General features: G+C 62.0%; 13 protein-coding genes and 1 tRNA gene. 12 read left to right on the forward strand and 2 right to left on the reverse strand.

Going from position 1 to position 12326, the window contains the following annotated elements; all coding sequences use genetic code 11:
* The first annotated feature begins 14 nt into the window (after nucleotides 1–14).
* The 5 genes from rfbB to AC097P_RS09070 are packed head-to-tail and all read left to right on the forward strand — an operon-like array spanning nucleotide 15 to nucleotide 3954.
* Nucleotides 15–1091, forward strand: a complete 1077-nt coding sequence (gene rfbB / locus AC097P_RS09050; protein WP_479610062.1) for a dTDP-glucose 4,6-dehydratase — start codon at nucleotides 15–17, stop codon at nucleotides 1089–1091.
* Complete coding sequence (gene rfbD / locus AC097P_RS09055) at nucleotides 1088–2014, forward strand: dTDP-4-dehydrorhamnose reductase (RefSeq protein ID WP_479610063.1); 927 nt, start codon at nucleotides 1088–1090, stop codon at nucleotides 2012–2014. The genes rfbB and rfbD overlap by 4 nt, the downstream gene beginning before the upstream one ends.
* Nucleotides 2001–2909, forward strand: a complete 909-nt coding sequence (gene rfbA / locus AC097P_RS09060) for a glucose-1-phosphate thymidylyltransferase RfbA (RefSeq protein ID WP_479610064.1) — start codon at nucleotides 2001–2003, stop codon at nucleotides 2907–2909. The genes rfbD and rfbA overlap by 14 nt, the downstream gene beginning before the upstream one ends.
* Nucleotides 2906–3454 (forward strand): dTDP-4-dehydrorhamnose 3,5-epimerase, encoded by a 549-nt coding sequence (gene rfbC, locus AC097P_RS09065; protein WP_479610065.1) that lies wholly within the window; start codon nucleotides 2906–2908, stop codon nucleotides 3452–3454. The genes rfbA and rfbC overlap by 4 nt, the downstream gene beginning before the upstream one ends.
* A 14-nt stretch (nucleotides 3455–3468) precedes the next feature.
* On the forward strand, nucleotides 3469–3954 hold the full coding sequence (locus tag AC097P_RS09070) for an META domain-containing protein (RefSeq protein ID WP_479610066.1): 486 nt from the start codon (nucleotides 3469–3471) through the stop codon (nucleotides 3952–3954).
* 111 nt (nucleotides 3955–4065) lie between these two features.
* Here AC097P_RS09070 and AC097P_RS09075 read toward each other — a convergent pair.
* Nucleotides 4066–4150: transfer RNA gene (locus tag AC097P_RS09075), tRNA-Leu, on the reverse strand.
* 41 nt (nucleotides 4151–4191) lie between these two features.
* Between AC097P_RS09075 and cysM the strand changes: the two genes are divergently transcribed.
* From cysM to AC097P_RS09090, 3 genes are read left to right on the forward strand one after another with little or no spacing between them, the layout of a single operon-like run.
* Nucleotides 4192–5094: a cysteine synthase CysM gene (cysM, locus tag AC097P_RS09080; RefSeq protein WP_479610067.1), complete on the forward strand. Its 903-nt coding sequence runs from the start codon at nucleotides 4192–4194 to the stop codon at nucleotides 5092–5094.
* A complete protein-coding gene (locus AC097P_RS09085; RefSeq protein ID WP_479610068.1) occupies nucleotides 5091–5627 on the forward strand; it encodes an NUDIX domain-containing protein in 537 nt (178 codons plus the stop codon). Before cysM ends, AC097P_RS09085 begins: the two co-directional genes overlap by 4 nt.
* Nucleotides 5628–5636: 9 nt before the next feature.
* Entirely contained in the window at nucleotides 5637–5864 is a 228-nt protein-coding gene (locus AC097P_RS09090; protein ID WP_479610069.1) for a sulfurtransferase TusA family protein, read from the forward strand.
* A 143-nt stretch (nucleotides 5865–6007) separates the two neighbouring features.
* Here AC097P_RS09090 and AC097P_RS09095 read toward each other — a convergent pair whose 3' ends face one another.
* Nucleotides 6008–9211 (reverse strand): valine--tRNA ligase, encoded by a 3204-nt coding sequence (locus tag AC097P_RS09095; protein WP_479610070.1) that lies wholly within the window; start codon nucleotides 9209–9211, stop codon nucleotides 6008–6010.
* A gap of 89 nt (nucleotides 9212–9300) precedes the next feature.
* On the opposite strand from AC097P_RS09095, the gene AC097P_RS09100 reads away from it, so the two are divergent.
* The 4 genes from AC097P_RS09100 to AC097P_RS09115 are packed head-to-tail and all read left to right on the forward strand — an operon-like array spanning nucleotide 9301 to nucleotide 12312.
* Nucleotides 9301–9831, forward strand: a complete 531-nt coding sequence (locus tag AC097P_RS09100) for a GNAT family N-acetyltransferase (RefSeq protein WP_479610071.1) — start codon at nucleotides 9301–9303, stop codon at nucleotides 9829–9831.
* Nucleotides 9828–10499, forward strand: a complete 672-nt coding sequence (locus AC097P_RS09105) for an ABC transporter ATP-binding protein (protein ID WP_479610072.1) — start codon at nucleotides 9828–9830, stop codon at nucleotides 10497–10499. The genes AC097P_RS09100 and AC097P_RS09105 overlap by 4 nt, the downstream gene beginning before the upstream one ends.
* Complete coding sequence (locus tag AC097P_RS09110) at nucleotides 10496–11713, forward strand: ABC transporter permease (RefSeq protein ID WP_479610073.1); 1218 nt, start codon at nucleotides 10496–10498, stop codon at nucleotides 11711–11713. The genes AC097P_RS09105 and AC097P_RS09110 overlap by 4 nt, the downstream gene beginning before the upstream one ends.
* A gap of 32 nt (nucleotides 11714–11745) precedes the next feature.
* Nucleotides 11746–12312, forward strand: a complete 567-nt coding sequence (locus AC097P_RS09115) for a DUF3299 domain-containing protein (protein ID WP_479610074.1) — start codon at nucleotides 11746–11748, stop codon at nucleotides 12310–12312.
* The last annotated feature ends 14 nt before the right edge of the window (nucleotides 12313–12326 follow it).

Here is a 12326-nt window from a genome sequence, read left to right on the forward strand (position 1 = left end):
CGGACCCTATCCCCATGACCATTCTCGTGACCGGCGGCGCCGGATTTATTGGCTCCAACTACGTGCTGGACTGGTTGGCCCAGTCGGACGAGACCGTCGTCAACCTCGACAAGCTCAGCTACGCCGGTAACCTGCAAAACCTGGACAGCCTCAAGGACGACCCGCGCCACGTCTTCGTCAAGGGTGATATTGGCGACGCCACACTGCTGCCGGCGCTGCTGGCCTTGCACCAGCCGCGCGCCATCGTCAACTTTGCCGCGGAATCGCATGTGGACCGCTCCATCCATGGCCCAGGCGAATTTGTGCAGAACAATATCGTCGGCACCTTTCACCTGCTGGAGTCGGTGCGCAACTACTGGAGCACGCTGGACGCTTCCGCCAAGGCCGATTTCCGCTTCCTTCATGTGTCTACCGATGAGGTCTATGGCTCGCTGCACAAGGGCGACCCTGCCTTCACCGAATCCCACACCTACGAACCCAACAGCCCCTACAGCGCCAGCAAGGCGGCCAGCGACCACCTGGTGCGCGCCTGGCACCACACCTATGGCCTGCCGGTGTTGACGACCAACTGCTCCAACAACTATGGCCCCTACCACTTCCCGGAGAAGCTGATCCCTCTGGTTATCGTCAACGCGCTGGCTGGCAAGACGCTACCCGTGTACGGCGACGGTCAACAAATCCGCGACTGGTTGTATGTCAAAGACCACTGCAGTGCCATCCGCCGCGTGCTCGAAGCCGGCAAGCCGGGCGAGACCTACAACGTCGGCGGTTGGAACGAAAAGGCCAACCTGGACATCGTGCGCACCATCTGCGGCCTGCTCGACAACCTGAAGCCCCGCACTGACGGCAAGCCCTACCAAGAGCAAATCGCGTTCGTCACCGACCGCCCCGGCCACGACCGCCGCTATGCCATCGACGCCCGCAAGATCGAGCGCGAACTGGGCTGGAAGCCGGCCGAATCCTTCGAGACTGGGATTGCCAAGACGGTGGCCTGGTATTTGGCTAACCAGGACTGGGTGGCCAACGTGCAAAGCGGTGGCTACCGCGACTGGTTGCAAACGCAATACGGCCCTACGGCAGCCCTGGCATGAAGATACTGCTATTGGGTACCGACGGCCAGGTCGGTTGGGAGCTGCAGCGCAGCCTGGCGCCGCTGGGCGAACTGGTGGTCATGGGGCTGGACCGCGCTACCAATCCCGGTGGCCTGAGCGGCGATTTCACACAACTGAACGCACTGGCCGAGACTGTGCGCACGGTGCGCCCCGATGTCATCGTCAATGCCGCTGCCCACACGGCTGTGGACAAGGCCGAGAGCGAGCCTGATTTTGCCCGCCTGCTGAATGCGCAAGCGCCAGGCGTGTTGGCCGATGAAGCGCAAAAGCTGGGCGCCTGGCTGGTGCACTACAGCACCGACTATGTGTTTGACGGCAGTGGCGAGCAACCCTGGAAAGAGGGCGACGCGACCGGGCCGTTGAGCGTCTACGGCCAGACCAAGCTGGAGGGCGAGCAGGCCGTGGCACGCTGCACGCGCCATCTGATCTTCCGCACCAGCTGGGTCTACGCCGCACGTGGCGGCAATTTTGCCAAGACCATGCTGCGCCTGGCCAAGGAGCGCGAGACGCTGCAGGTCATTGACGACCAGTTCGGGGCCCCTACCGGTGCTGATCTGATTGCCGATGTGACGGCCCATGCGCTGCGCCACGTCAAGGCGGTTGCGGGAGGCGGTGACGTGTCGCTGGCCGGCATCTACCACCTGGTCGCTGATGGCATCACCACCTGGCATGCATATGCAAAACACGTGGTAGCCCTCGCCCAGAGCGCGCAACCAGCTATCAAAATAATAGCAAATGAAATAAGCGCCGTCCCCACTTCGGCCTTTCCCACACCGGCCAAGCGCCCCCACAATTCGCGGCTGGACACTACCAAGCTGCAAACCACCTTTGGCCTGCAACTGCCCCACTGGCAAGCAGGCGTTACCCGCATGTTGAACGAGATTGACTATGGCCGCAACTAACTCCCCAGCATCCAACCGCAAGGGCATCATCCTGGCGGGAGGCTCCGGCACCCGCCTGCACCCGGCCACACTGGCCATCAGCAAGCAATTGCTGCCGGTGTATGACAAGCCGATGATCTACTACCCGCTGAGCACACTGCTGCTGGCCGGTATCCGAGACATCCTGATCATCAGCACGCCGCAGGACACACCGCGTTTCACGCAGTTGCTGGGCGACGGCAGCCAGTGGGGTGTCAACCTGCAATACGCCGTGCAACCCAGCCCGGATGGTCTGGCACAGGCCTTCATCATCGGCGACAAGTTCATCGGCAACAACGACAGCGCTCTGGTGCTGGGCGACAACATCTTCTATGGCCACGACCTGCAAATCCTGCTGAGCAATGCGCACCAGCAGGAGAGTGGCGCAACCGTATTTGCCTACCACGTGCACGACCCCGAGCGTTACGGTGTGGTGGCGTTCGACGAAAAAGGCAAGGCCCGCAGCATCGAGGAAAAACCTGTCAAACCGCAGAGCAATTACGCGGTGACGGGTTTGTACTTTTATGACAAGCAGGTCGTGGATATTGCCAAGGCTGTCAAGCCAAGCCCCCGTGGTGAATTGGAAATCACCGCCGTGAACCAAGCCTACCTGGATCTGGGCCAGCTGAGCGTGCAGATCATGCAGCGCGGTTACGCCTGGCTGGACACGGGCACGCACGACAGCCTGCTGGAAGCCGGTCAGTTCATCGCCACACTGGAGCGCCGCCAAGGGCTGAAGATTGCGTGTTTGGAAGAAATCTGTTGGCGCAACGGATTCATCGACAACGCACAACTCTACAAGCTGGCGCAGCCGCTGGCCAAGAACGGCTACGGCCAATATCTGCTGGGTCTGCTGAAGGAAGGCATGCACCCATGAAAGTCACACGCACTGCAATCCCTGATGTGTGTCTGATCGAGCCACGTGTTTTTGGCGATGCCCGGGGCTTCTTTTACGAGAGCTTCAACGCACGCGCGTTTTCCGAGGCCACCGGCGTACAGACCGAGTTCGTGCAGGACAACCACTCCCGCTCGGCCCGCGGCGTGCTGCGCGGCCTGCACTACCAGATTCAACAATCCCAGGGCAAGCTGGTGCGTGTGGTGGCCGGCGAGGTGTATGACGTGGCGGTGGACATTCGCCGCTCGTCGCCTACCTTTGGCAAGTGGGTGGGCGCGCATTTGTCCGGCGACAACAAGGCCCAGTTTTGGGTGCCGGCGGGCTTCGCCCACGGTTTTGTCGTGCTGTCGGAAACGGCCGAATTTTTGTACAAGACCACCGACTACTACGCGCCCGAGCATGAACAGTGCATCGCGTGGAACGATCCGTTTTTGAATATCCAGTGGCCCGATCTGGGCGAGGCGCCTAAGCTGTCCGCCAAAGATGCGGCAGGCAACACCTGGGCCACCGCCAAGTTCTTTGATTGAAGGAGAGAGCACTCATGGCATTTGCGCAACTGCGTTTGACGCTCACCGCCCTGTCGGTCGCGGTCGTATTGGGCGGCTGTGCCGTGGCACCGCGCAACACAGGCCCCGCGTCGTCGCCCGCACCCGTGGCGGCACCATCGGTACCTGCGGCGCCCTCGACATTGGTTTTGGCCGGAACAGAATGGGCGGCTTTCGCTATCGACGGCAAGGCCGAGGTGACAAACCCTAAACCCAAGCTGCGTTGGCTTAGCGCCGACAAAGTGTCCGGTACCGGCGGCTGCAATGGCTTCACCGGACCATCGGTCTCCGCCAGCCCCGGCAGCCTCGTGTTGGGCCCGCTGGCATCCACCGGCAGGGCTTGTTTGAGCATGCCCGGCTCGCAGGAAGACCTGTTCTTCAAGGCGCTGGAATTGACACGCAAGGTCCGTATGGAGCGCGACCAGTTGGTGTTGTCGGACGAGTCCGGCAAGCAACTGGCACGGTTTCTGAAGACGAACTGAGTGCTACACGTCCATGGCATAGGCTGTGCCGTGGGCGCGGTATCGAAATTTCAAGAGGGAAGTGCAGTGTGGTAGAAAACCACTGCTAGCTAGACCATAGCGTGCATGCTATGGTGCCCGGGGCCGGAATCGAACCGGCACGCCTTGCGGCGCGGGATTTTGAGTCCCGTGCGTCTACCAATTCCACCACCCGGGCGACGCTAAAACCAAGACCTAAATTATGGCACATTTAAGGGCATGAAATACCCAACTATTGAAGATGCGATCGGTAAAACCCCGTTGGTCGCCTTGCAACGCATCGGCGTTGACCACAACACTGCCCATAACAATGTGGTTTTGGGCAAGCTGGAGGGCAATAACCCCGCAGGCTCGGTCAAGGACAGACCGGCCCTGTCCATGATCCAGCGCGCCCAGGAGCGCGGCGACATCAAGCCCGGCGATACCTTGATTGAGGCTACCTCTGGCAACACCGGTATTGCACTGGCCATGGCGGCTGCCATCAAGGGCTACCGCATGGTTCTGATCATGCCCGAAGACCTGTCCATTGAGCGTGTGCAAACCATGAAGGCCTTTGGCGCCGAACTGATCCTGACGCCCAAGAGCGGCGGCATGGAGTACGCACGGGACCTGGCCGAGCAAATGCAGCGCGACGGCAAGGGCCTGGTGCTGGACCAGTTCGCCAATGCCGACAACCCGCGCATCCACTACGAGACCACTGGGCCCGAAATATGGGAGCAGACCGCGGGGCACATCACCCATTTCGTCAGTGCCATGGGGACTACCGGCACCATCACTGGTGTGTCGCGGTTCCTGAAAGAGAAAAATCCGGCCGTTCGCATCGTCGGTGCGCAGCCGTCTGAGGGTTCGCGCATTCCCGGCATACGCAAATGGCCGCAAGAATATTTGCCCAAGATTTATGACCCGGCGAATGTGGACGAGTTGGTGTATGTGAGCCAATCCGATGCTGAGGATATGTGCCGCCGCCTGGCGCGCGAAGAGGGCATTTTTGCCGGCATTTCCGCAGCGGGTGCCTGCTGGGTTGCGCAGGAAATCGCGAAGCGCGAGAAGAACGCGACGGTTGTGTTCATCGTCTGCGATCGCGGCGACCGCTACCTGTCGACCGGAGTGTTTCCCGCATGACGGCACCTGCATCTTTCAAGTTCTGCCCGCAATGCGCCACGGAGCTGGCTTTGATTGCGCGGGCGGAAGACGGCGGTGACAAGACGCGGCTGCGCTGCCCGGCCTGCGACTACACGCACTGGAACAACCCGGTACCTGTACTGGCTGCGGTCGTTGAATACAACGGGCAGATTTTGTTGGCCCGCAATGCGGCTTGGCCGGGCAAGATGTATGCGCTGATTACCGGTTTCATGGAAGCCGGGGAGACACCCAAAGAGGGCATCGCACGCGAGATTGCAGAAGAGACGAATCTGACCACCGACTCGCTGGACTTGATTGGCGTCTACGATTTCCAGCGCATGAACCAGATCATCATTGCCTACCATGCGGTGTGCCAGGGTGAGGTGCGCTTGTCGCCCGAACTGGTCGACTACCGGCTGTATGCGCCGCAGGATGTCAAGTGCTGGCCTGCGGGCACCGGCTATGCTCTGGCGGACTGGCTGACCGCACAAGGGCACACGCCAACCTTCATAGAATTTCCCAAGCGAGACTGATCAAACACCATGCAAGCCGACAAAGAAATCGATACCCGCGGCCTGAACTGTCCGTTGCCCATCTTGAAGGCCAAGAAGGCCTTGTCCGACATGTCCACGGGGCAGACGCTGAAGGTGGTTTCCACCGACCAGGGTTCCATCCGCGACTTCCAGGCCTTTGCCCGGCAGACGGGGAATGAGCTGGTGGGACAGGAGACGATCAACAACGAGTTTGTGCATGTGTTGCGTCGGCGATAAGTCGAACTTGTAGCGTTCGCACGCAATAGACCGTGGGCGGGTACCGCCGCTCGTGTCCCCCGCCCTTCGGTCTCCTCCTTTACCTCGCTTTGGTACCCGCCCCCGGTCTATTGCTGGACCGGTTGGCGGTGAAACGCCTCAGCTTAGACCAGGCGTGACAACTGCTCGCGCATTTTGGTCAGCGTGTCGGCAAAGTCGGCCACGCGTTTGCGCTCTTGTTCCAGCACGGCAGCAGGGGCCTTGGCTACAAAGGCTTCGTTGCTGAGCTTGACTTGGGCTTTGCTGATTTGCTCTTCCAGGCGGGCTACTTCTTTGCTCAGGCGCAGTTTCTCGGCGGCCACGTCAATTTCCATGTGCAGGCAGATCCGCGCCTCGCCGACCACGGCCACGGGCGCGGCCTGGGCTGCGGCTTGCCATGCGGCTTCGTCGTCGAAAAGGCGGACTTCATTGAGCTTGGACAAAGCTTGCAGCACGGGTGCTGATGCCTTCAGGAATGCGCTTTCGGCTCGCGTCTGCGCCAATACAAACAGTGGCAGCTTGGTAGAGGGCGAAACATTCATCTCACCGCGCAGGTTGCGGCAGGCGTCCACCAGTTGCTTTAGCTTTGCGACGTGGGCAATGGACGCCTCATCAATGCGCTCCGGCTGGCTGATAGGGTAGGCCGCAATGGCGATGGAAGGACCTTGGCGGCCCGCGACGGGCGCTACTTTTTGCCACAGTTCTTCGGTGATGAAGGGTGTGATGGGGTGGGCGAGGCGCAACAGAGTTTCCAGCGTGCGGATCAATGTGCGGCGGGTTGCACGCTGTTGGGACGGTGTGCCGGTCTGGATTTGCACCTTGGCGATTTCTAAATACCAGTCGCAGAACTCGTTCCACGCAAAGTCGTAGATGGTGTTGGCTACGTTGTCCAGGCGGTAGTCGGCAAAGCCTTGGGCCACGTTGGCTTCGGCCTTTTGCAGCATGGAGACGATCCAGCGGTCTGCGGGGCTGAAGTCGAGGTAGCCGTGGGCCTCGCCACCGACAGCGCATTGCTCCTTGGTGTGTTCCAGCAGGCCGCAGTCTTGGCCTTCGCAGTTCATCAGCACAAAGCGGGTGGCGTTCCATAGTTTGTTGCAGAAGTTGCGGTAGCCCTCGCAGCGTTTGCTGTCGAAGTTGATGGACCGGCCTAGCGATGCGAGCGCAGCGAAGGTGAAGCGCAGGGCGTCAGCGCCGTAGGCGGGGATGCCTTCGGGGAATTCTTTTTCGGTGTTCTTGCGGACTTGGGGGGCGGTTTCGGGTTTACGCAGGCCCTCCGACCGTTTGGCGAGCAGGGGAGCTAGTTCGATGCCGTCGATCAAGTCGACTGGGTCGAGCACGTTGCCTTCGGACTTGCTCATCTTCTTGCCTTGGGCGTCTTTGACCAGGCCGTGGATGTAGACGTGTTTGAACGGCACTTTGCCCGTGAAGTGGGTGGTCATCATGATCATTCTTGCTACCCAGAAGAAGATAATGTCGTAGCCTGTTACCAGGACGCTTGAGGGGAGGTAAAGGTCGAAGTCATCGAGGCTTTGTGAGCTGGCCCCGCTGGCGACCGTGCCGGTATCGGCCTTGCTCAGAGGCGCTTCGCTTGCCAAGTCGCTGCGGCCGACACCGGCACGTTCGCCAGCTGCGTCGGAGCCGAGCGCCGACAGGCCGCCCTTAGGCGCGAGAGCCCCCTCGGGGGGCAGCGAACCACGCGTAGCGGGGAGCGTGGGGGCAATATGCGGCCAGCCCATTGTCGAAAACGGGACAAGTGCGGATGAATACCATGTGTCCAGCACGTCTTCATCGCGGCGCAGTTGCGGGCCTACCGCCAACAGATTTTGCAAACGTGCGATGTCGGATGTTTGGTCGAGATTGCGCGCGGAAAGCAGGCTGTTCTCGGTTTCGCGCAACCAGTTTTGCTTCGCTTCGCATTCGTTACGTGCAACCCAGACATTGCCCTCTTGGTCATACCAGGCCGGGATCTGGTGGCCCCACCACAGTTGGCGGCTGATGCACCAGTCCTGGATGTTGTTCATCCACTGGTTGTACGTGTTGATCCAGTTCTCGGGCACAAACTTGACGTCACCGCTGTGGACTGCGTCTATGGCTTTCTGTGCGATGGACTTGCCGGTGGCGTCGCCTTCGCCGACCTTGTTGACGGCCACAAACCATTGATCGGTCAGCATGGGTTCGACCACCTGGCCGGTGCGGGCGCAGACGGGGACCATGTTCTTGTGCGGCACGGCTTTTTCGAGGAAGCCTTGTGCTTCCAGGTCCTTCAACACGGCGTTGCGGCAGTCATAACGGTCCAGGCCGCGGTAGGCGGCCGGGCCGTTCTCGTTGATCTTGGCGTCGAGTGTGAAGATGGTGATCAGCGGCAGGCCGTGGCGCTGCGAGCAGGCGTAGTCGTTGAAGTCATGTGCGCCGGTGATCTTGACGCAGCCGCTGCCGAATTCCTTGTCCACGAAATCATCCGCAATGATGGGGATCTTGCGGTCGCACAGCGGCAAGTCAACCATCTTGCCGATCAGGTGTTTGTAGCGCTCGTCGTCGGGGTGCACGCACAGCGCACCGTCGGCCAGCATGGTCTCTGGGCGGGTGGTGGCGATGTGCATACCGCGCAGGGGCGTGCCGTCCGCAGCGGTTTGCGGGCCGTCGCTGAACGGGTACAGGATGTGCCACATGAAGCTGTTGCGCTCTTCGTTCTCCACCTCCAGGTCCGACACCGCGCTTTGCAGCACCGGGTCCCAGTTCACCAGGCGTTTACCGCGGTAGATCAGGCCTTGTTCGTACAACTGCACGAAGGTTTCGGTCACGGTCTTGGACAGTTTGGGGTCCATCGTGAAGTATTCGCGGCTCCAGTCCACTGTGTCGCCCATGCGGCGCATCTGGTTGGTGATGGTGTTGCCCGATTTCTCTTTCCACTCCCAGACTTTCTTGACGAAGGCTTCGCGGCCCAGGTCGTGGCGGCTGAGCTTCTGGTCCTGCAACTGGCGTTCAACAACAATTTGTGTGGCGATACCGGCGTGATCGGTGCCGGGCACCCACACCGTGTTGGCACCCAGCATGCGGTGGTAGCGGGTCAGGCTGTCCATGATGGTCTGGTTGAACGCATGGCCCATGTGCAGCGTGCCAGTCACGTTGGGTGGCGGCAACTGGATCGCAAACGCTGGCTGACCCGCCTTTGGTGCCTGGGTGCCGCGGTAGCCGGCTACACCGTAACCGCGCTTCTCCCACTCGGGTCCCCAATGGGCTTCCAGCGCGACGGGCTCGAAGGATTTGGACAGGGACTGCAGGCCGGGCTGGATCGGTTGAGCGATGGGTGTGGATGCGGTGTCGGTCATGGTGGGGTATTTCGGTGGAGCCTGTGATTTTACCGGGGTACGATGGCGTCCCCACTCGCGCCCAATTCCCGACAGCCTGGAGCCCCACTGTGCAAATTTGCGAAACCCAGCGCTTGCAGCTGAGCCATTTCACCGAGGACGATGCGGCCTTCATCCTGCGTCTGCTCAACGAGCCGTCCTTCATCCGCCACATTTCCGACAAGGGCGTGCGCACGCTGGACGATGCGGTGGGCTATCTGCGCAAGGGTCCGATGGCCAGCGTCGCCATCCACGGCTTTGGGCTGAACAGGGTCACGCGCAAGGACACGGGTGAGGCCATCGGCATGTGTGGCCTGATCCAGCGGCCCGATTTCGCCGATGTGGATATCGGCTACGCCTTTTTGCCGGAACACTGGTCGCAGGGCTTTGCCATCGAGGCGGTGCGAGGGATTCTCGACACCGCTGCCAAAGTGCATGCCATGACGCGCGTGATTGCCGTCGTCAACCCCGACAACGCGGAATCCACCCGCATGCTGGAAAAGCTGGGCTTCACATTCGAAAAAATGGTCCGGCTGGCGGCCGGTGACCCCGAGATTCGGCAGTATGGCGTGCAGTTGCCGCTGGATGCTGCTGCGCAATGATTGCATCCACGCAGCTGTCATACCGTTACCCCGGCGGCGGCGCGGAGCTGTTTTTTCCGGACGTGGCCGTGGCCCACGGAGCGGTGCTGCTGCTCAGCGGCCCGTCGGGCTGCGGCAAGTCGACGTGGCTGGCTATGGTCGCGGGCCTGGTGGCGCCGACCGCGGGTACGCTGACCGTGGCCGGGCAGGCGCTGCATGCGCTGCCATCCGTGGCCACCGATGCGTGGCGAGCCAGAACGGTTGGCTTTTTGCCCCAGAGGCTGCACCTGAGCCCTGCGCTCAGCGTCTACCAAAACCTGGCGTTGGCACAGTGGGCGGCAGGGAGAGCCGAAGATGCTGCAAGCATCCACGCTGCGCTGCAGACCTTGGGTGTGCGGGACTTGTCCCTGCGAAAGCCTGCCCAGCTGTCCGGCGGCCAGGCGCAGCGCGTGGCGCTGGCGCGCGCCGTGCTGCTGCAGCCCCAGGTGCTGCTGGCAGACGAACCCACAGCCAGCCTGGACGATGCGGCCGCGGCCGACGCCGTGGGCCTGCTGCTGGACACCGCTACAGCGCAGAACGCCACGCTGGTGATCGCCACGCACGACGCACGGGTGGCGGCGCTGCTTCCACCCGAAATCATATGCCAAATCAGGCTGCAGCCCCCGCGAGACGCGCGTAAGCCGCTATGAAAATAATAGCACTCTCCTGGCACTACCTGTGGTCCCGCCCGCTGGGTGCGGCATTGAATGTGTTGCTGCTGAGCCTGGGGCTGGCGTCCATCAGCTTCCTGCTGCTCGTGGGTCACCAGATCAGCCAGGCGTTTGAACGAGACCTGGCGGGCATCGACGTGGTGGTGGGCGCCAAGGGCAGCCCGATGCAGCTGATTCTGAGCGGGGTGCTGCATGTGGACGTGCCCCCGGGCAATGTGCCGCTGCAGGCCGTGCAGGCGCTGCGCCAGCACCCGCTGGTGGCCAGCGTCATCCCCATCAGCCTGGGGGATACCGTGCAGGGCTTTCGCATTGTCGGCACCTCGCATGATTACCTGAACCTGTACCAGGCCAAGCTGGCCCAGGGCGCGCTGTGGGACAAGCCGCTGCAGGTGGTGCTGGGCGCCACGGCCGCCGCCCAACTGGGCGCCACGCTGGGCAGCCACTTCGACGGCACACATGGCCTGGGCGCGGGTGGCCACGCGCATGGCGAAAGCCACTACACCGTGGTTGGCATCCTGGCACCCAGCGGCAGCGTGATCGATCGGTTGGTGCTGACCGGCCTCGCTTCGGTGTGGCAGGTGCATGGCGATGCGGATGCGGACGAGGACCATGGCGACGCGGCCCATGGTGGGCCGGAACACGACGCCCAGCGCGAAGTCACGATGGCCCTGGTGCGCTACAAGACGCCGCTGGCGGCCGTCAGCTTTCCGCGCTTTGTGAACACCAGCACCGCCCTGCAGGCCGCAGCGCCGGCGGTGGAAGTGACCCGCCTGCTGCACATGCTGGGCCTGGGCACCGACGTACTGCGCGCTTTTGCCGGCGTGCTGCTGCTCACCGCGGCCTTGAGTGTCTTCATCGCGCTGTGGAGTGCCGTGCGCGAACGCAGGGGTGATTTGGCGTTACTGCGCATGCTGGGCGCGCCACCGGGCAAGATTGCGGCGCTGCTGCTGTGCGAGGCGTTGTGGCTGGGCCTGCTGGCGGCGGTGCTCGGTCTGCTGCTGGGCCAGGGCTTTGCGGCCGCGCTGGCCTGGTTTCTGCAGCTGGGCGGTAGCTTGCTGATCGGCGGCATGGTGTGGCCAGCCGCGCTGGCCGTCGTACCTGCGCTGGCGCTGGGCGTATCCTTGGGGGCGGCGCTGCTGCCCGCATGGGGCGCCTACCGTGTCAGCGTGCTGGAACTTCTGCAGGCCCGTTAAGTCACACGGATACCGTTTCAGAAAAAATGTTTATGAATAATAGGCCTCTAGCCCCCGTACTTATTGGTTATGCTGCTACGGTTTGCATAGCAGTGGCAGCGCCCTTTGCTGCGCTGGTGTCAGTGGCTGCGCACGCGCAGCAGGCATCCCCCAACGCCGGTCCCAGCGCGCTGGGCATACCCGCAGGCACCGGCGCCGGCGTGCACAGCCCCAACAGCCCGTTTGCACCGCTGCAAGAGCGCGCTGACGTGCTGGCCTGGTCGGTACTGACCGATGTCAAAACCAAGGTGGACAAGAACCGCATGCTGCCGGTGTTCCCGGCCCCGGTGCTGGCGCTGAACCAAAAGAGCCAGCGCATACAGGGCTTCATGATGCCACTGGAGCCGGGCGAAAAGCAAAAGCATTTTCTGCTGAGCTCCGTGCCCTTGACCTGTTCGTTCTGCGTACCGGGCGGCCCCGAGAGCATGGTTGAGGTCAAGACCAAGACGCCGATCAAATATTCGCTGGAGCCAGTGGTCGTTGAGGGGCAGTTTGCGGTGTTGAAGGACGACCCGTACGGACTCTACTACCGCATCAATGACGCGACGGTGGTGAAGTAGAGCCCTTTTTTGGT

This window comes from Rhodoferax sp. ZS1R8, assembly GCF_056521325.1.

Bases quoted from the DNA above. Each gene is read 5' to 3' on its own strand.
- rfbB (WP_479610062.1), top strand. From the start codon at position 15: ATGACCATTCTCGTGACCGGCGGCGCCGGATTTATTGGCTCCAACTAC.
- rfbD (WP_479610063.1), top strand. From the start codon at position 1,088: ATGAAGATACTGCTATTGGGTACCGACGGCCAGGTCGGTTGGGAGCTG.
- rfbA (WP_479610064.1), top strand. From the start codon at position 2,001: ATGGCCGCAACTAACTCCCCAGCATCCAACCGCAAGGGCATCATCCTG.
- rfbC (WP_479610065.1), top strand. From the start codon at position 2,906: ATGAAAGTCACACGCACTGCAATCCCTGATGTGTGTCTGATCGAGCCA.
- AC097P_RS09070 (WP_479610066.1), top strand. From the start codon at position 3,469: ATGGCATTTGCGCAACTGCGTTTGACGCTCACCGCCCTGTCGGTCGCG.
- cysM (WP_479610067.1), top strand. From the start codon at position 4,192: ATGAAATACCCAACTATTGAAGATGCGATCGGTAAAACCCCGTTGGTC.
- AC097P_RS09085 (WP_479610068.1), top strand. From the start codon at position 5,091: ATGACGGCACCTGCATCTTTCAAGTTCTGCCCGCAATGCGCCACGGAG.
- AC097P_RS09090 (WP_479610069.1), top strand. From the start codon at position 5,637: ATGCAAGCCGACAAAGAAATCGATACCCGCGGCCTGAACTGTCCGTTG.
- AC097P_RS09095 (WP_479610070.1), bottom strand. From the start codon at position 9,211: ATGACCGACACCGCATCCACACCCATCGCTCAACCGATCCAGCCCGGC.
- AC097P_RS09105 (WP_479610072.1), top strand. From the start codon at position 9,828: ATGATTGCATCCACGCAGCTGTCATACCGTTACCCCGGCGGCGGCGCG.
- AC097P_RS09110 (WP_479610073.1), top strand. From the start codon at position 10,496: ATGAAAATAATAGCACTCTCCTGGCACTACCTGTGGTCCCGCCCGCTG.
- AC097P_RS09115 (WP_479610074.1), top strand. From the start codon at position 11,746: ATGAATAATAGGCCTCTAGCCCCCGTACTTATTGGTTATGCTGCTACG.